12 protein-coding genes, 1 tRNA gene and 2 pseudogenes are annotated in these 18,274 nt (G+C 58.9%); 7 read left to right on the top strand and 8 right to left on the bottom strand.

Going from position 1 to position 18,274, the window contains the following annotated elements; genetic code table 11:
- Positions 1-12: 12 nt before the first annotated feature.
- From LGQ03_RS14900 to LGQ03_RS14890, 3 genes are all read left to right on the top strand, one after another.
- Positions 13-1,413, top strand: coding sequence for a sensor histidine kinase (locus tag LGQ03_RS14900; protein ID WP_090159719.1), 1,401 nt, complete (start codon positions 13-15; stop codon positions 1,411-1,413).
- Between the two features lie 58 nt (positions 1,414-1,471).
- Positions 1,472-1,548: transfer RNA gene (locus tag LGQ03_RS14895), tRNA-Arg, on the top strand.
- Positions 1,549-1,688: 140 nt separating this feature from the next.
- The gene (locus LGQ03_RS14890) at positions 1,689-3,029 is read left to right on the top strand and encodes a DUF6538 domain-containing protein (protein WP_226749045.1); all 1,341 of its coding nucleotides are present in this window, start codon (positions 1,689-1,691) and stop codon (positions 3,027-3,029) included.
- Between the two features lie 4 nt (positions 3,030-3,033).
- Here LGQ03_RS14890 and LGQ03_RS14885 read toward each other — a convergent pair whose 3' ends face one another.
- Complete coding sequence (locus tag LGQ03_RS14885; protein WP_226749044.1) at positions 3,034-3,294, bottom strand: hypothetical protein; 261 nt, start codon at positions 3,292-3,294, stop codon at positions 3,034-3,036.
- 498 nt (positions 3,295-3,792) lie between these two features.
- On the opposite strand from LGQ03_RS14885, the gene LGQ03_RS14880 reads away from it, so the two are divergent.
- The 3 genes from LGQ03_RS14880 to LGQ03_RS14870 all read left to right on the top strand — a co-directional run bounded on the left by LGQ03_RS14880 (position 3,793) and on the right by LGQ03_RS14870 (position 7,088).
- Positions 3,793-4,254, top strand: a complete 462-nt coding sequence (locus LGQ03_RS14880) for a hypothetical protein (RefSeq protein WP_226749043.1) — start codon at positions 3,793-3,795, stop codon at positions 4,252-4,254.
- Between the two features lie 45 nt (positions 4,255-4,299).
- On the top strand, positions 4,300-5,646 hold the full coding sequence (locus LGQ03_RS14875) for a DUF3987 domain-containing protein (protein WP_226749042.1): 1,347 nt from the start codon (positions 4,300-4,302) through the stop codon (positions 5,644-5,646).
- Positions 5,647-5,867: 221 nt separating this feature from the next.
- Positions 5,868-7,088, top strand: a complete 1,221-nt coding sequence (locus LGQ03_RS14870; RefSeq protein WP_226749041.1) for a plasmid recombination protein — start codon at positions 5,868-5,870, stop codon at positions 7,086-7,088.
- A gap of 1,602 nt (positions 7,089-8,690) precedes the next feature.
- Here the strand turns inward: LGQ03_RS14870 and LGQ03_RS14865 are convergent.
- The 4 genes and pseudogenes from LGQ03_RS14865 to LGQ03_RS14850 form a co-directional block, all read right to left on the bottom strand.
- A complete protein-coding gene (locus LGQ03_RS14865; protein WP_404807671.1) occupies positions 8,691-9,560 on the bottom strand; it encodes an ATP-dependent metallopeptidase FtsH/Yme1/Tma family protein in 870 nt (289 codons plus the stop codon).
- A pseudogene (locus LGQ03_RS16815) lies at positions 9,534-10,742 on the bottom strand (AAA family ATPase); the annotation flags it as partial. The pseudogene LGQ03_RS16815 and the gene LGQ03_RS14865, both read right to left, overlap by 27 nt.
- Before the next feature lie 596 nt (positions 10,743-11,338).
- Positions 11,339-12,418 (bottom strand): GIY-YIG nuclease family protein, encoded by a 1,080-nt coding sequence (locus LGQ03_RS14855; protein ID WP_226749040.1) that lies wholly within the window; start codon positions 12,416-12,418, stop codon positions 11,339-11,341.
- A gap of 24 nt (positions 12,419-12,442) precedes the next feature.
- Positions 12,443-13,039 carry a hypothetical protein gene (locus LGQ03_RS14850; protein WP_226749039.1) on the bottom strand — a complete coding sequence of 199 codons (597 nt, stop codon included), beginning with the start codon at positions 13,037-13,039 and terminating at the stop codon, positions 12,443-12,445.
- Positions 13,040-13,789: 750 nt separating this feature from the next.
- Between LGQ03_RS14850 and LGQ03_RS14845 the strand changes: the two genes are divergently transcribed.
- Positions 13,790-16,081 carry an AAA family ATPase gene (locus LGQ03_RS14845; protein WP_226749038.1) on the top strand — a complete coding sequence of 764 codons (2,292 nt, stop codon included), beginning with the start codon at positions 13,790-13,792 and terminating at the stop codon, positions 16,079-16,081.
- Between the two features lie 388 nt (positions 16,082-16,469).
- Here LGQ03_RS14845 and LGQ03_RS14840 read toward each other — a convergent pair.
- From LGQ03_RS14840 to LGQ03_RS14830, 3 genes and pseudogenes are all read right to left on the bottom strand, one after another.
- A pseudogene (locus tag LGQ03_RS14840) lies at positions 16,470-16,697 on the bottom strand (transposase); the annotation flags it as partial.
- A 299-nt stretch (positions 16,698-16,996) separates the two neighbouring features.
- Complete coding sequence (locus LGQ03_RS14835; RefSeq protein ID WP_226749037.1) at positions 16,997-17,236, bottom strand: hypothetical protein; 240 nt, start codon at positions 17,234-17,236, stop codon at positions 16,997-16,999.
- Between the two features lie 23 nt (positions 17,237-17,259).
- Positions 17,260-17,790, bottom strand: coding sequence for an SMI1/KNR4 family protein (locus LGQ03_RS14830; protein ID WP_226749036.1), 531 nt, complete (start codon positions 17,788-17,790; stop codon positions 17,260-17,262).
- Positions 17,791-18,274: the final 484 nt, after the last annotated feature.

Here is an 18,274-nt window from a genome sequence, read left to right as displayed (position 1 = left end):
TCAGGAGGGGCGATGCTGAACACACTCTCAGGACGTTTCCTGATCCTGACCGTCATCTTTGTGATGCTGGCAGAAGTGTTCATATTCGTGCCCTCTGTCGCGCGGTTCCGCGAGGATTATCTGCTGGACCGGCTGGAACGGGCGCAGATCGCGTCACTCGCCGTGGAGGCGGGGCCGATGATCTCGCCCGATCTGGAATCGGAACTGCTGAAGAACGCGGGCGTCTTCAACGTCGTGCTGCGGCGCGATGATGCGCGGCAGCTGGCGCTGTCATCACCGATTCCGTCACCGATCTCGGCCACCTATGACATGCGCGATCCCTCGGCCTCGACGCTGATCCGCGATGCGATGGCGACCTTGCTGGATACCCAGCCGCGGATCATCCGCGTGATCGGTGACCCGGTCCAGGGGGCAGGGCGCCTGATCGAGGTGACGATGATGCAGGTGCCGCTGCGCACGGCGATGCTGGAATACGGGTTGAACGTGCTGCTGCTGTCGGCGGTGATTTCGGTCATCACCGCGTTTTTGCTGTTTCTGGCGGTGCGCGTGCTACTGGTGCGCCCGATCAAGGGTGTCGTCGATCACATGACCGCCTATGCCGCCGCACCAGAGGACGCGCGCCGCATCATCGCACCCAGCGCGGGGGTGCGCGAATTGCGTGACGCCGAGGTGGCGCTTCAGGCGATGCAGACCCAGTTGACCGGCGCGCTCAAGCAAAAGGACCGACTTGCGCAACTGGGGGGCGCTGTGGCCAAGGTCAGTCACGACCTGCGCAACATCCTGACGGCTGCGCAGCTGTTCACCGACCGGATCGAGGGATCCGACGACCCGCTGGTCAAGCGGATGGCGCCCAAGCTGGTCGGATCGATCAGCCGTGCCGTCCACCTGTGCGAAAGCACCCTGGCGTTCGGTCGCGCGGACGAACCTGCGCCGCGCCTTGATCATGTGAACCTGTCGCGCATCGTGGCGGATGTAATCGAGGGCGAACGTCTGGCCGCTGGCGATGATCCCGTGTCCTTTGCCGAAGACATCCCGGCCACGATGATGCTGCGTGCCGACGAGGAACAGATGCACCGGGTGCTGACCAACCTTGTGCGCAACGCGCGGCAGGCCATCGCCGCGACGCACCGCGCTGGCGAAATCGCAGTGACGGCTGCCGAGGATGACACATCATGGTGCATTCGCGTGGCCGACACGGGGCCTGGCTTGCCCACAAAGGCGCGCGAACACCTGTTCCAGCCGTTTCAGGGCGGCGCGCGCAAGGGTGGGATCGGGCTGGGACTGGTGATCGCCGGCGATCTGGTGCGAGGCCACGGCGGCCGCCTGACACTGGCGCAGACTAACGAAAACGGCACCGTGTTCGAGATCAAACTGCCCAAGGCGGATTTTGCACTTTCCCCAACGAACGACTGAATTTTCCGGTTTGGGGGCTTGCATCGGTCCGATGCTAGGTCTAGATGCAGCCCTACGCGGATTGGTAGCTCAGTTGGATAGAGTACTTGACTACGAATCAAGGGGTCGGGGGTTCGAATCCTCCCCAGTCCGCCATAACAAACCAAAATTTAAGTTTTATGTCGTTTTTTATCAGTGATTTAGCCTAAAGTCTGAGGCTGGGCTGACTCTGATGTTATTGATTTGCTACCCATTTCGCACCACATTCTGCTACCCGAGGGTATCGGAGATGTGCGATGTCAGACAACCTCACCTTACGCGGCAAGACGTTTTACCTGAAGCGGCGCGTGCCTGCGCGGTTTGCTGATGTGGAGCCGCGGCCTGTCATCTGGCACAGCTTGAAAACAGATTCGCGCGCGATCGCGCTGTCGAAGGTGGAGCGCGTTTGGGCGGGATACCTTGATGGATGGGAAGCGCGGCTTGCGGGGCGTGACGGCGACGCGGAGGCCCGGTTTCGGGCGGCGCGCGATCTGGCCGCGCGACAGGGTTACGCTTTTCTATCTGCGGACTCGGTTGCGAACCTGGAACTGATTGACTTGCTTCGCCGTGTTGAGGCGACACAAGCACCGTCCAATGACGTGCAGCCAGAGGTAGCCGAGGCACTGTTGGGCGGCGTTGAAGAGCCCGGCCTGATGCTGTCCGGGCTTGTCGCGCATACCGAAGATATCGCATCGCATGACAACCGGTTCAAAAGCGCGCAGCAGATGCGGTTGTGGCGGAACCCGCGCATTCGCGCGGTTCGCAATTTGATCGAGGCGATTGGTGAAGATCGTCGGGTGGTGGACGTGACTGCGGCAGAAGCGTTGCAGCATCGTCGGCTGTGGCAGGACAGGCTGAAGAGCGGGAAACTGAAGGTCGCCTCTGCCAACAAGGATTTCCACTATATCGCAGGCATGCTGCGCCGGTTTTACGATGATCTCGGCCAAGCGGCACCGCCACACCCTTACGCCGGTATCTCGATCCGTGACCGACATGCCAAACCGACCCGCAAGCGAGAAGTGCCAGTCGATTTGATCAAGGAGAAATGGTTGGCACCAGGTGCGCTGGACGGAATGAACGATGAGGCACGCGATATCCTATTGATCAGTATCGAGACAGGGTGCCGTCAGTCGGAAATCATGGATCTGCCCGCACGGGCGTTCAAACTTGACGCGCCGATCCCGCATTTGATGGTCGCGAATGAGGAGGGTGACGAGAGCGCGGACGACAGGCGCGAAATCAAGAACATGCATTCCGAACGGCAGGTGCCACTTGTCGGATTGGCGCTGGCGGCCGCGAAACGCCATCCGGAGGGCTTTCCCCGCTACCGCCACAAACGGAGCTACTCGGCTGGCGTGAACAAGTTTTTGCGCGAGAACGGCTTGCTACCGGCAGGTGTGACCATTGGCGGTGTGCGGCATACGTGGGAAAGCCGGTTGAAGGCCGCGCAAGTGCCGATGGACGATCGCGGTGAGATCATGGGGCATAGCGTCAAGGAAGTCCGGGGTCGTGAGGTCTACGGTGACGAAATGGCGCTGCAGATGAGACGCGATGTTGTCGCGCGCATCGCACTGCCTGTGCCGGACCACTTGGCCTGAGGTCTCAGCGCGCCTTGCGCGCGATTGCCTTGGCCCGCGCCAGTGCGTTGGCCGAGCGACGGGCCGCTTCGAGCTCGGATTCCAACCGCAGGAAGATCGGCAGGTAACGTTCGTTCTCTTCCAGAAGCAGAGCGACAGTCTCCAGCGCCCTTTCGATGCGTACGGCATCGATGACGTTGTCCTGACGCAGCGCACGCCGACGGTCCGCCCGCGCGTTTGCGCGGTCGGGGCCATTGGCTGTCGTTGATGTCGGTGCGTTGGACAAAGTGATACCGTGCGCGGGCTGCGCGTTTGTTGAAGGTTGCGATTACGGGGGAGTGTCGGGTGGCGCTGTGATTGCAATCTAACCGATGTCAATACGAATTGCACCGTGTCCGGCGAACAAAGTGGTGGACAAATCGAAATTAAATCTGGGTGGAGAACGAGATTGCGTTGACACGCTGGTTTGCCGTCATGTCGTGCCACCAAAATCGAGTTCCGGCCGCCTCGAACACGATAAGCTGGTCGGCCAATAAATTAATTGGAATTCGATATTTATGCGAAAAAAAAATATGCCATTTGAATAATTCACCGATTCGAAGATCTGTCGGCGCTCGCGCCACATCATGCCGAAAATCGCCGACATCGACTTTTGTCCACATTTTTGGGTATAATAAGACAAAACAACGGTCCAATTAGCTTTGCCAAGGGGTATCCATACTGCTTTGAGTTCCTATTATTGGGGCTTCAACATTGAAAGGAACTTCAAATGGCCAAATCTCCGATGTTTTCCAAATCCAAAATCCATGATCCGGAACCAAGCGCCGATAATTCGCCGATTGTGGGGGCAGGTGTCATGCGCGCCTCCATTCCGGAAGAGGATATCCGGCATGACAACGTCAACGGGCCGGTCGCGATCCCGCCAGCGGCGCAGAGCTCTACGCCTGAGCCCGATGCAAATGAAGAGGTTGCAACACCTGATCTGCCGCAGGTCAATGGTTCAACGTCGCAGTCTGGCAAGCCTGCGATGGATGCTGAAGATCTGGGCGGTGCCGATGTTGACTCCGTCGATCCGCCGGCCCCTGCAGCTGACAGTGTTGATGATCCACTGCCGCCGCCGGACGCGCCTCAGCAAGACGACGCTGACGACTTCGGGTCTGCTGATCAGGTTGCGGAAGAGCCTGTGTTCGTGACGTCAGCACTTGCTCCGGACGAGACCGCTGCCGGGGCCTATCTTGCGGATTAGCCGGCTGTCGATCCGGACCTGATTGGCGCGCTGCCTGAGGTGGATGTGCCGCTGGATATCTTTCCGGATATGATCGCTGACTTCATTCGGTCGGTCGCGAAAGCGGTCGGGGCCTCCGAGGGTTACGTTGTGGCAACGTTTTTGGCTATGGCGGCCGGTGCGATCGGGAATGCGCGGGTCGGGCGTGTCGGTCCGGAGTGGGCGGTGCCCAGCATCTTGTGGTTCCTGCTGATCGGGGATCCGGCAGCCGCCAAAAGTCCGGCCATGGGCCGGACGCTCAAACCATACCGGACGCTGGAGGCCGAAGAGCAGGCTGCGCACGCGGCGGCTGGCCTGCCGGATTTGGAAGATGACGCGCATGCCTGGCGGCAGGCAGTGATGCCGGACGGGGGTGAGAATATTCAGGCCGCTCTCGGTCCGAAACCATTGCTGATGTGCGAGATGATGACCTATGCAGGGCTGATCGAGATGCTCGCGCAGCACAGGCGCGGTATGCTGATGACGGCGGATGAGATCGCGGGCTTTGTCAAGACGATGCCTTCTGACCTGCGCGCACTGCTTCTCAAGTGCGCCGATGGTGCCCCTTTCCGGCGTTATACTGCCAAAGAGAATACTGATCTTGCGGGTGTGTTGCTTTCGATCGTGGGCAGTATCCAGCCTGACGTTCTCGAAAAGCACGTCCCCAAACTCGCATCAGACGGCCTTTTTGCCAGGTTCTGTCCGGTGTGGGGTGTTCCGGAGTCGGTCGTCGACCTGAATGCGCGCATCGATGATGGTCCGATCCTGGATGTGCTCCGCGGTCTCAGGGCATTGCAGATGGATGAGGGTATGCACGGACCCGCGCCGCAGGAGGTGCCGTTCACTGATGACGCGCGGGCGCTCATGGCTGCGCGCATCACGGCCGCACGGCAGTCGCAAGGTCAGGGATTGCTGATGCGCTTCATCGGCAAGAGTGACGGCACGGTCGCGCGGCTGGCGTTGGTGCTGGCTCTGATGCGCGTGGTCTCAACCGGACCCGATACACCGGAGACTGTCGAGGCCGACGATGTGCGCGCTGCGGGTCGGCTCTTCGACGACTACCTGCTGCCGATGGCACGGTCGGTTTACTGGCGGAACGGGTGCAGCGAGACCGAACTGGCGGCCTACAAGCTCGTCAAGAAGTTGCAGGCCAACAGGGTTACATCCATCCCCGTGCGGGAATTGCAGCGCATGGCACCTGAAAAGTTCAAAAAAGGTGACGCCTTCTTGGACCTGATGACCTGGCTGCAGCGGGCACATGTTGTGCGGCTGATGAAGGCGGCCCCCAGCGGGCCGCGGGGCGGTGCGCCCAGTCGGCGCGCTGCGATCAGCCCGCGGATCTGGCCGTCGGGGCAGGCCCCGCAGCCGGAATAGGTTGCGCCGGTCGCTGCAGGCCTGGCAGGTCAGCTGGCCTTACATGTCTGCGTGATCCCGGCGCGTGCTGTCTGGTTTTGCAGGCAACACCGCGCCGGACGGCCAGCAGGTGATCGGAGTTTCCTTATGAGCCCACAGGAAACTCCGATCTGCCCGAACGATAATCCTGACCCTCGAAAAAGAATGCCGCAGAAAATGCGCCGAACCTACGAGATGAACTCATGCCCAAAGACACGATCAACCAATCTTTCTTGGTGTTCAATTGTGAGCCTGCCAGTGCCGACATGGTGACGGACATGGATATCCATGAGATCAAGCGCGTGGCCGATTCCTCCAATATCGATCCCGCACGCACCTGTTTGAACCGGGTGCTGTTCGGCAATCCGGCAGGTCCCAAGGCGGCCTTGGCGGACTTCTACAAAGCGGGGGTCAAAATGCCGTCCCGGCGTGCGCGTCTGCCCTACTTGCGGATCGTGTTGGGGGCATCGGCAAACTTCTTTCGGCCCGATGCGCCGGGTCAGATCGGCACATGGGACGCGGCGCGACTGGAGGCTTGGCTTGATGTGGCAACCACGGCCCTGAAGCGAGAGTTTGGCGCGGATCTGGTGCATGTCTCGCTTCATCTTGATGAGGACACGCCGCATCTGCATGTGCTGGTCGCACCCACCTATCTGCGCAAGCCGCGTGCCGTAGACCGTCGGAGAAAGGGTGAGGCCGATGCCGCGTTCGCGGCGCGCAAGGCCAAGGTTGCGGCCTCGCCCGGTGTGCGCACGGTGGGTCGTGCGTCGCATCCGACGCTTCGGCTTGAGGGAAGCTTCGAGGTGCTGCGCCAGGCGCTCGGTCGGACCTTTGCCGCGCTGGGTATCCATCCGGGCTATCCTCGCACGCAGGATGATCCCAAGCCAAAAACGACCCGCAAATGGGTGAACGAGGAAGCGGCCCGTTTGAAAGCGCGACATGCAGAACTGGATGCAGCCTTTATCGAGATCGCTGATCTGAAAGACGCGGCCGTGCTGGAGGCCCGTGCGCAGGAGCGCGCGCGTGCGGACCTGATCATCGCCGAGACTGTCAGCGGCCTGCAAAAGCGAGTGGCTGATTTGGAAGCGATCATCGCAAACTATTTGCGGCCTCTGAAACTGTTGCTGAAAGACGCCGCCGCAGAGCGTGGATTATTGCGCAGGATCAGGCAGGCGTTGCCCGACGTCCCAGACAAGAAGATCAAAGAGGTCCGGGCTGCCCTCGAGCGTGTGGATTATCAAACCTATCGTGAAGGGCAGTTCGGCCAGATGCAGCGCGCGCAGGATGCAGAGACGTTGCGGCCCTATCGGCGGGCGGTCGCGGGGCAGGAGCAGATCGAACATGATGGGACGAGCACATCGAACAAGATGCCGACGGATCGCACGATGGGGATTGGTCCGGACGAGGATTCAGGGCCAGCCTGAAAGAAGGTGTTCGTCGATTTATAATGTTGGGTGATCTTGAAACCGCGCGGGGCGCCTCAGTGCGGCGGCGCTTTTGACCGCAAGATGCGCTCGTCAAAGAGATTTACGCTTCTTTTTGAACGGAACGGTTCTCAACTCGGGGGGACGGGCTTCTTACAGCGCGTGATCAACGCCGACTTGACGTGCTGTTCTGTTCAATCAGTGGTCATCTTTGTTCTGGTGTTGATGATAAGTTGATCGGTCGATGAGGGCATCACAGATCACGATCGCAGCCGGACTGGTGTTCTTGTCAAAGACAGGCGCTGACCAGGGTCTGCCGATGATGCCGCAGTGATGGTCGCCCTTTCCAACATCACGACCCCATCAGGTTTTGTCAGGCCCGGAATTTGCAAAACGGTCTTGTCAGAGGGGCAAGACAGAAACAGGTTGTGTCAGAGCCACGGCATGCAGACCGGTTTTGTCAGGGAACGGCTTCAGGAAAGGTTTTGTCAGAGGCGCAGAACTTGAACCGGTTTTGTCAGACGCACGACAATAAGGGAGGTTCTGTCAGACGGCCGAAGATCAATCAGGTTTTGTCAGACCCGCGACGAAAGGGTAGGTTTTGTCAGGCTGCAAGAAATGAGATGGTTTTGGCAGGGAGCCGATCTTGAGGGGATGGCAGTCTGTCTTTCGGGAAAGTGTTTGTGATCCACACTTGTTCGACAGCGACAGGCAGACTTTGAATTGTGGGTCACACGCGCACATGACGGTAGCCCCGTTTGATGGATTGCGTCTTTGCAGGTGACAGGCCCGCCGTGAATATTGGCCAATCAGTATCAATAAATGATTGTACCTATTTTATATGGTGAACGTTTTTGTCTCGTGGATTGCTTTCAATTTTGACGGCGCAACCCGATGAGGCCGTTCGTCGGATAGCGCCGCGCTCTACCCGTTTCTTTGAAAAGGTGCCGTCCAACAAACATCTGTTCACCACTCAGAAAAATGCAGCTCCTTTATGAAAGGCTGTACTCATAAATTGGGGCCGACACGAACATCACAAGTGAAAATCCGGTTTGACTGAGTTTGACCTCGCCTATTCGTTCCCCACAATTCGAACGGGTTACCCACTGAGCCGTGGATCGTTGTTCGCAAAACTGAGCCGTTTACCCTTTAACTGAACACCCCCATTTTACCTGCCGCCGGGCCTTCTTTACCTATTGTCGTTCTGACAACGATGGTCGGTCTATATGTCCGGAAACGACGTTGGCCGTTGGGTTAACCCAACAATGGTTCTCCTCAAAGGCCTCCGGGCGATCCTATCGACAGAGAACATTGCGCACCGGCGTCACGCCTCGATAAGCATTGGAGCGCTGCACCATTGCCAGATGTGCAACGGATCGCGCGCAGGCAGGGCGGATGGCGACGCCATCAGGCGAAGCACGTCATCGTTCGATGGATGCTGGCGAACTCCAAAGTGAGGAGCCGGCGGACTATCGTCCTGACACAGATCACGCGATCTAAAAAAAGATATTTGGCGACGGGCGGGCGCAAGCTGGAATCGTAAAGGCTTTTGGCTGGCATGGGCGACGATCCCCGCCGCCCGTGCCGCGATGAGCGCATCATTTACATCCTCGGCCAGAACCCTGCCGTATCATCCCCACCCCCACCCCCACCGCCACCATCGCTCTCCGGCGCTGCGACTTCCATCACATCACGCAGAGCCTCACTTTCCACGATACCATCGACCAGCAGATCACTGGCCAGCACTGCGATCAGGGTGTGGTGCGTGCGGACGAGATCGCAGGCGCGGGCGTAGGCGGCGTCGAGGCGGCGGGCGGTGCGGTCACGCAATCCACGGTGCCGGGCGAAGAGCGTGGCTGGCTCTGCGTCGGCGCTGCACCAGATCAGACCCGTCCCATGGCCGAAGCTGAGTTCAGCGGCGATCGCCAGGCGGGTGGCGCGTGCCAGATCGGATGCCGCGTCGCCGCCGCTGCGACCGGACACGGATCCAACGATCACCTCTTCGGCGGCACGCCCGGCCAACAGGGTGATCATCTCGCGCTGAATGTCGGCGCGGGTGCGCGCATCCGGCAGCGGTGTCAGCACGACTTGCGCCGTGACCTCCCGTGCCACTGTCAGGCTGATCCGGTCGGGGCGGGCGTATCCGGTGATCTGGGCTGTGACGGCCTTGGCGGCACAGGCGACGGCGACACGCGCACGCAGCGCCTGCGGCACCGGCGGGCGCTGATCCCGCAGGGCGGTCATCAGATCACTGACCGCCAGATCGCGGCCATTGGCACGGGCGGTCTGGCGTGCGCGTTGCACCAGCCCCTTGATGTCCGCCATCGTGGCACCGGAGGCCGCGCGCGCGATGGTGATCAGGTCGGCGTCCGGCAGATCATTGCGCAGATGATAACGCAGCACATCCGGCAGATCGGCGGTCGTGGGGTGCTGCATATCGATCCGAAGTCCCAGCCGTCCGGGGCGGACCATCGCGGTGTCGAGATGTTCGGGATGGTTTGTGGCCCCGATGACGATGACGCCGTCGCGACCGATGGCCCCGTCAAGCCGTCCCAGCAGCATGTTGGTGACATTGCGGTAATAGTTCGAATTGTGATCCTAGGGTCCTTCGCGTGAGGGGATGGCGTCAATCTCGTCGATTAACAGCACGGCCCCCTTGGCCGGGCCCGATGCTGCCGCGATGGCGGTCTCAAAGCTTTTGGCGATGGCGCGCATCATCTCGTGTCCGCGACCTACTTCCGCCGTCTGCCAGTCACCCAATGAGGTGGCAATCAGCGGCACACCAGCGGCACGCGCGAGGGCCGCTGCTGCAAAGGTCTTGCCGGTGCCGGGTGCGCCCGTCAGCAGCACGCCATTAGCGACATCCGACCACGGCAGGGTGCCCGCCCGGTAGGCGTTCAGATCAGCCGCGATCTGGCGCAGGGTTTGGCCTGCCTCACCAAGACCCGGCAGATCATCGAGCGTCGGCCCGTCGTCTGCGACGATGGTCTTCGGCAATGCCAGCTCTGCCAGCTTACGCGCGACACGTAACGGGCTGGGTTGGCGCAAGGCGAGGTCGACGGTGCTCATCGGCAGCGTTGCGAGCGCGGCGTCAGGCGGCAGGGCCGTGTGCATCGCATCCTCGGCAATCTGGCCGGTCGCACTGTGGGTCAGCCGCAAGATCCAGATCAGCGCCTCGGCGCAGGGCCGGGCAATGTGAACGACGGGCAGCAGCGACAGCGCGTCAGGCAGCTCCGGATCCGGTGGAACGAGGATCACCAGCGGAGCGGGGTCTGCCAGCTTGTCCTCGGCGCGGGCCAGTTCGAGCGAGATTTTGGACGGTGTGCGCGTATCAAGAACGATGACCTCCGGGCGGAGAGGGGTCATCGACGGCGGCTGACCGGGGGGCGATCCCTTGGCGCGAAACCCTTTCATCAGCGCATCTTTGAGGCGCTGCGCCTCCGCCGTGCTCTCGCAGATCAGCACGGTGGCGGCCCCATCCGACAGCAGCGCATTGACCGCTGCCTGATCGCCAAAGGTCTTGGCCAGTTGCGCGAGGGCCAGCACGGTGCTGGCCGCAACCGGGTAGGGCGGGCGACAGTTCCGGGTCACGCTGTCGGTGGCCCATGGATCATCCCCCGCAGCAAAAGCTGTGGTGATCTCACCAGCGCTCATGGCAACTGCCGCGGGGATCCCGCTTGGCACTGAGATGTCATCTGTGACCACAACGTGGTCGAACACGTCATCAAGACCTTCGGCAATCTCCCAAGCCCGCAGCGCGTCAGCGCTACTTTGGCCGTCAGCAGGCGTGGGTGACACCGCATCCGCGTTCGATGGCGCATCATCCTTGGCATGCGCGTTCCATGTTGCATCAACGTAGGCGTCGGCTTCTGCGTCTGAGGTTTGCAAGCTGCGCAGGAACGCCCCGATCCGCAGCCCGCGCGGGCGATCCGGATAGAGCCGGTGCAGGGCCGCGTCGGCCAGCGGTTGCCAGTCAGGCGTGGTCGCAGCCGCGGCGGGCGGGGTTAGGCACGGTGCCGTTTGGGTGTTCAGGTCTGTTTGTGCGGTGTTTGGATGTGTCATGGCGATATCCAATCTGTCGGAATGAGAGAAGAGCTCGGTGCCCGATGGGGCGACCGGTGAATGGCAGAGATGTGGGTGTGCTGTAGGCGATGTTCTGACGTGTCAGCGATCCGCGACGAAGCCTGAGATCAGGCGAAGGCCGTCGCGGACCGCTGTCTCATCTTGCGATAGTGACGCAAGTGCCTGCGTCAGGTGGCGCGCGTCTTGCGGCGCGGACGGTTTGCCTGCAGCGCGGTGGATATCTGCGCGATGTTTGCGGCGGACCGGGCCCGCGCCGTGACGCCATCGATCAGGGCCTGCAGCAAGGGTTCTGCCTGCAGATGATAGATCTCGCCTTGGGTGTTGATCGCGTCGCCAAACACGCGCTTGGGCAACGCCAGTTCAGGATGCATGTCGCGCATATGGCGATGACAGGCTTTCTCTTCACGCACGGCGAGATTGCCGGAGGAGAGCGCGAGCACCCGGATGACTTCGGACGACACGCTGCGGTCCAGACCAAGCTGGTGGCGCAGGCGCTTGGCAGGTCGGGCGGAATAGCCCAGCTTCAGGACTGACATCTCCGGCAGGTCAATCCGGAACAGGTAGATGAACGACGGCTTGGCTGCCCATCCTTGACCGCAGGCCGCACAGGTGCAGTCCCCCCAGCGCATGTTGCCGACACTGATGGATTGCACGTGGCCGCAATGGTGGCGGTAGTCGCGATACCCTGCGCGTCCGCTCGTGGCAGGACCGACCAAGACCCAGCCAAAGTCGCGCGCCGCCTCATCATCGCGTGCGGCGCGGCAGTCTTCGCATCCGAGAGCATGACCGCCGTCTGCGGCGGCCTCCACACGTGTGTATTGACGCCGCACGACATGGCCGCAGGACAGGCGGAACAGGCCGTAGTGTCGATGCTTCGGACTTTTGGCGATCAGCTCTGCGCCGAGAGCCTGGGCCGCACGGGATCGCCGGTCGTGGATGCAGGCATGGCACAGCGGTGTCGCGCCACGAATGACGTTGATCCGCACCAGCGCGTCGGTGGCGCAGGTGCGACAGCGCAACACGCCGTGGTAGCGGTCACGGGCGCGACCGATCAGATCAAAGCCCGCGTGCGCGGCTGATGTCACCCACTCGGGCTTGAGCGGCTTGTTGAGGGCAGGGTAGGGATCGCCGTCGATAATGAATGTGTCGGATTTGGGGGAATGAACGTTCATTGAACGCACCTCCTGAATAAGGATGAACTGCAGGCAAAGGCAGACCGGCGGCATCCGAAAGCTCGGATGCCGCAATCGATCAGATCGGAATGGGGCAGATCAGACGGGACTGACGTCCAAACCGTCCTCGATCTCTTCGCATTTCACATCGACCCTTGACGATGACAGCCCGAGATCGGTGCTCACAGCTGGCGTCGCGCGGAGCGCCTCGCGTGCGGTCAGATCTTCTTGAGCAGCTGCGATAATCTCATCGACAAGATCGGCGGCCACGACCATGCGCGGTGCTGAGAGCAGTTCGACAGGCAACGGACTGCGGGCGAACCGCTGTGCCCGATACCGCAGACTTTGCGCACGCTGCGTCAGAGTGTCGAGGCCGTCACCGTCGTCTTCGAGCATCAGAAGAAGCACCCATGCGGCATACTTTACATCCCACAGGGTCACAGACCGGTCAGAGTGGAACCGCCAGAGCGCCTCGTCGGCCATGGCCCAGGCATCGGCTGCGGCCTGGTCGCAACCCGCTAGTGCGGGATCTTGATTTGCCGCATCGGCGTAGGCCTCCGCCGCGATCGCAGCGCGCGTCAGCGCCATGCAGCGATCAAACTCCGAAAAGGCGGCGGCGTTCGCCAAAGACAAATCCAGCGCCGCATTCGGGGTTTGAGACACGCTATTCAGCGTGGTAGGGAAAGTGTCAGCCATGATGATCTCCACAGGATCGTTGGGGTTAGTGTAGGCGCAAGCTGAATCCTTGCGTCTACACGAACTTACTATACGATATTGTAAAGTCAATAGGCGATATTGGAAAGTTCCGAGATATTATGGCAAAAATCGGTCGCCCTAAAACTGACGCGACACCAGTTCTGGTAAGAGTGTCTCCGGATGCATTGAAACGGCTGGACGATGCGATCGACGCTCAATCAGACAAGCCATCGCGACCAGAGATGATACGGCGGATGATGGAAGACTGGTTCGACAAAAACGCTCAGGGCTGACCATCTCAATTTTATGTCGATAGATTTTAGCTCGCAGATTTACCCCAGAATTTGGTCTCATGTCACCACCAAGGCAGAGCGGAGCTTTCGAGCAACTGGAGCCGCGAAGGTAAGCTACAGCACCGTGCTGCGGCGACCTTTGAGCAGACTCGCAGTTTCGTAACCGGCTGACAGAAATTTAAGGATTCAGGTTGAGCACCGGTCACTTGGATCAACGCGGACGGAAATCTTGTGAAAGCAGCAAATGTTCGATTGCTGCGGTCAAGACGTAGGACAGTATGGGCGGATACCTGACATTCGCTGCTTAGTGCGCGAACGGCCGGTCTTGACCTCAGGGCGAGACCGGAACCCCCAATCACCTCTTTATGCTACAACGGGGATTTCAATCGCGAGGCACTTTGTTACTCTCGAATGCAAAGAGGCGGCTTTGGCAAAATGTGCAGAAGGGGTGGCGTGCATGGCTACAATTGCAACGATAAAGACGCTGAGCGGCGTCGGCGTCCTGGCAAATAAAGCTGCACGAGAAGACATACCTCCATTCCGCCAACTTAATCTCGTTTACGGATTTAATGGATCCGGCAAGAGTACGTTGTCGAGGTTATTTGCCTGCCTTGAGGAGGGGAAACATCAGGAGAATCTTCCGACAGGCTGTAGCTTCGAGGTTGCACTCGATGGCGGCGCAACGTTCAAGGCACCAAACGCATTGGGAGGCCTTGAGAGCCACGTCCGCGTATTCAATGAAGATTTCATCTCGCGAAATTTGCAGTGGAAAGAGGGCCGCGCATCTTCAATTTTCTATATTAGTGAAGAGCAGTCCGAACTTGCAGCCGAACTCAGTACTGCTCAGCAGACACTCGCGGACAAAGAGCGGAAACGGGAGGCAGATAAAAGAATTGCTGACGAGCGCGAAAAGGCGCTCAAGAACTACCGGACAGAACGGGCCAAGCTGGTTGCGGCATCTCTGCATCTGGGCAACCGCAGGTACGAAGCCAGACAGCTGGAGAAGGACTACGAAACGCTACCGTCCGACAAAGGCGCTAGGTTGAAGGCTGAAGCCCTCACTGCTCTGGTCGATGTAACCCGCCTCACAGCGCCGCCGCCAGCTCTGAATGTCGTCGCAATAGAGGTCGATGCCATACGGAAAACGGTGGAAGGCGCACGGCACTTCGCCGAGCTGAGTATTGGAACGGTTGCGTTGGAAGAAATGGAAAGCCACCCTGCTATGGTTCCTTGGCTGAAGACCGGTCATGATTATCACAGCGCAAACGACCTGGAAAATTGCCTGCTTTGCGGCAACACGATCAGCGACGCTCGGAAACAGAAGCTCGCTCAAGCACTGGACGACCGGCTCTCAAAGCTGCTTGGAGAGCTTAAAGAAGCGGGCGCGAAGGCTTCAACGCTTCTGACCGAGAGCCGATCTGCTTCAAGCACTTGGCCCAAGACTGCCGAACTCGAATTGCAGTTTGCGGAGCGTTACACTGCCGCTCGCCATGACACAGACAGCATACTGAACGACTTTGTCCCTGTCATGGAGGAAGCGTGCCGAATTCTTTCTTCCCGTGTGGAACAGCCAACCAAACCCATTGCGCAGAATCTACCGAGTCCCGATCAGATCGCGGCAAGGAATAAAGCCCTCAAAGAAGCCATCGCAGTGCAAAATGCGGTTATCAATGAGCATAACGAAGCGTCTGCTGATTTTGCTAAACGCCAGGACGACGCCCGCGAGACCATCAAAAAGCACTATCTGGCCGAAGGGCACGAGACCTACGCCGCGCTCAAAAATTCGCTGGCAGAAGCGAATGGTCGGGTGAACTCCTTAGAAGACGAGATTCGCACGCTGGAAGGCGAGATTGCTGAACTCAGCGCCAAGGTGCGGATCCATGGCCCAGCCGCCGACCAGATCACGAAGCTTGTTCGCGCCTACCTGGGCCACGGTGAGCTGACGATATTTGCGGTCGACGGAGGATATGAACTACGTCGTCACAACAAGATCGTTAAAGGACCGCCCAGTGAAGGCGAGAAGACTGCTATCGCGCTCTGCTACTTCATCTCATCACTGGAAGCCGACGGGAAATCGCTTGAAGACCTGATCCTCGTCATCGACGATCCCATCTCAAGCCTCGACACCAAGGCCATGAACTATGCGTGCTCGCTTATTCGATCGCGCCTGACGAAGGCTGCCCAGCTTTTTATATTGACCCACAATCAGCACTGCATGAACGAGTTCAAAAAAGCTTGGCGGAATCAGGGTAAGGCAGACCCGCCGACAGCCGCGCTGCTATTTCTCGATGTTTCAATGCCCGAGGGCACAGAAGCCAGGAGTGCCCGCATAGTTGAACTGCCGTCCCAACTGCGCGCCTACGACTCTGAATACCACTTCCTTTGCCACAAGATGCTTCAATTCGAAGAAGCTGGAGGCAAATACTCGGAGTACTGGTTTATGATGCCCAATGTGATCCGGCGGGTTCTGGACGTTTTCCTCGCCTTCAAGGTTCCAGGTAGCCACTCCCTGCAACAGAAGCTCGAAGCCCTAGCGAAGAAGTGTCCAGATATCGACGACGTCCGTATCCAGGCTTTAGACCGCTTGATCCAGGTGGAATCGCACTCTGACAGCCTCGATGATCTCGTCTCGCATTCTTCGATGACGATTGAGGAGACGCGGGATGCGAATGCCGCTTTACTCGAATTGATGGCTTCGTCAGACGCCGACCATACCAACGCGATCCGCAAGCAATGCAAGGCCACATGAAACAGCCCAAGGACCGAGGAATGCTCGGTCAATAAATCAGTCGCACGAGAGTTTGAAGCGACGGCGGTGCCCCTCGAACGGCTGACGATCAGCGCACTTGGAGCCGAAACGGGCAGTGGTCTGAGGCGCACTGAACGTAGGCTCAATTTCGGACAGTCAGTTAGAATTTGTCTTTCCCAAACTCTAGGCTTGCTGAATGCGCCGCTGATGAAGGGCCGCTCTGGTGAAGCTGCAGCGCAGCGCTGGACGGTTAGTTACATGTCTCCTAAGGGCCGAAAGCGTATAATTATACCGCTCTGTATTGGCGCTATGCGCCAATATAGGGACTTGATCGAGCTTAAGATAGAATCGTCGGAAGGGGTCAGATGGAACGCTTACCTCCGATCTAGGCATGCAGCGTCTTCAAGTTGATCACCGGCGCCAGATCAACCTTGGCGGCATCGCCAAACACACTTTTCGCGCCTTCAAGCAATTGGTCACGCCACTGCTTGATCTGGTTCGGATGGACGTCAAAGTGCTGCGCCAGCTCAATCAGAGTTCGTTCACCCTTGATCGCGGCGACAGCGACTTTCGCCTTGAAAGCCGGGCTGTGATTCCGGCGCGGTCGTCTTGTCATGGTCATCTCCTCGCTTGCAGCATCATGCTGCTGTTGCGCGGAAAATCCACTTATCCCGGCTGTTCAGTTTTCCCAACCCACCTCTCTTTACCGCTGCGGCCTTTGATTTCGCAAATATATGTCATTGGATAGGGCGCTTTGAGATCGCGCCAATCTGGCCTGCGCTATGACCTATTCGGCAGCTTGTTCAAAGGGGCAACGCGCGCGGACGGCAAAGTTTTTCAAAACATGATTTCTGGTTTCTTCCAGTCCATGGTGCGCGAAATAGGCATGAACCTTGTCAGGGCGCATAGACATATTCAATCTTTCCAAAAGTTGTAAGCGCGCGCAAACTTTTCGGCATCTTTCACAACAAAGGCCACAGCCTCTTCTTCGCTGGGCCAGGCGCGATATCCGCGTTCGCTGTAATAGGTGTGCCAGACGCCATCGATTTCTTCGATGCCGTGGATGTCGCCGCCGCCAAGCCTGCCATGACTGTAGGCGGTGCCATCTTCGACGCTATGGGCGGCCAAATAGTTTTTCATTTCTGCGAGCTTCATCGGATGAGTGTACCCGCAAACTGTCAAAAATCGAACCGAAACCTCTTGATGCCACTCGATGGAGCAGGATTTTGCGCCTCTTCGAAAGGTTCCAAACCGGATATGAAACTATCGAAATCTTCAGCGACCAAGGTCAGCGCCTTTGGGCTGGTTTCGCCATCTATACATTCATGATACCAAAATTTAACTTGGCCTGAAACCGCATCAATAACAAAGAGATTGCCCAAACCATCCTCGGCGAAGGGTATGCACCGTCGGGCAAAACGCCCGTTATAGTTTTGATACTTTGCCAAGATACCGTCTTTTCCTAAGGTCAACCCGAACAGCATCAGCACATTTTGCCGACCCTCTTTGTCCGTCAGGGGATTGCATTCCTCCACTTTGATGCGCACGGAGCCATTGAAAAAAGCGGGTGCTTTAATCGGGTCCAGAAGATCAATGAGTGCCCGCGGCAAGGTATGGCCAAGCGCCTGTTCCGTTTCAGCACCGGTCAGGCGATGTTCACCTTGTTCAAGACTTTTAGGTTCGAGCTTAATGTTCTGATCAAGTGCCACTACTCGTTTTTTCCTATGTTAGATGCGCCCTAGATGTGCGGTGTCTTTTGGCTCCGATTCGAATGTGTCAGGTCAAGCTGTTGCGACTTTGTAATAAACGTGCGCGGCAATCCTGTCTAACTTCGCTGCGAGGCGATGGAAATGACGAGGTTGGATTCACATTCCACCTGAGGACCTTTCTATTTTTCAGTGGATGTTAAAGACACCGATTGCAGGAGCCAATGTCCGCAATGCGGGCTGCAGTGGCAGTATCTTGCGCAATTGCAGAACTGCCGCTTTGGGCTGGAAGCGACGGCAGCTGACGGTTGCCGTCAGCTCTCCGGGCTGCCGCATGTCCGCTTCGAGCCCATCTTTCAAAATTGCCGCGGCGCAGCTAATGTCAGATGTGATCTTCTACACGACAGGGGGGACGAGGAATGCACCGAGGCGACTGAGGTGCCCCTAGATTTGTAGACGCTTTGCTTGGTAATTTTGGAACCAAGGA

It is taken from the genome of Loktanella gaetbuli (assembly GCF_020531945.1).
Classification (GTDB): Bacteria; Pseudomonadota; Alphaproteobacteria; order Rhodobacterales; family Rhodobacteraceae; genus Loktanella; species Loktanella gaetbuli.
This window is presented reverse-complemented; position numbering and strand designations above follow the sequence as displayed.

What these genes read in the sequence shown, in the direction of transcription:
- LGQ03_RS14850 (WP_226749039.1), bottom strand. Translation starts at nt 13,039, where the DNA reads ATGGCTGACACTTTCCCTACCACGCTGAATAGCGTGTCTCAAACCCCG.
- LGQ03_RS14900 (WP_090159719.1), top strand. Translation starts at nt 13, where the DNA reads ATGCTGAACACACTCTCAGGACGTTTCCTGATCCTGACCGTCATCTTT.
- LGQ03_RS14880 (WP_226749043.1), top strand. Translation starts at nt 3,793, where the DNA reads ATGTTTTCCAAATCCAAAATCCATGATCCGGAACCAAGCGCCGATAAT.
- LGQ03_RS14890 (WP_226749045.1), top strand. Translation starts at nt 1,689, where the DNA reads ATGTCAGACAACCTCACCTTACGCGGCAAGACGTTTTACCTGAAGCGG.
- LGQ03_RS14845 (WP_226749038.1), top strand. Translation starts at nt 13,790, where the DNA reads ATGGCTACAATTGCAACGATAAAGACGCTGAGCGGCGTCGGCGTCCTG.
- LGQ03_RS14870 (WP_226749041.1), top strand. Translation starts at nt 5,868, where the DNA reads ATGCCCAAAGACACGATCAACCAATCTTTCTTGGTGTTCAATTGTGAG.
- LGQ03_RS14865 (WP_404807671.1), bottom strand. Translation starts at nt 9,560, where the DNA reads ATGGTCCGCCCCGGACGGCTGGGACTTCGGATCGATATGCAGCACCCC.
- LGQ03_RS14835 (WP_226749037.1), bottom strand. Translation starts at nt 17,236, where the DNA reads ATGAAGCTCGCAGAAATGAAAAACTATTTGGCCGCCCATAGCGTCGAA.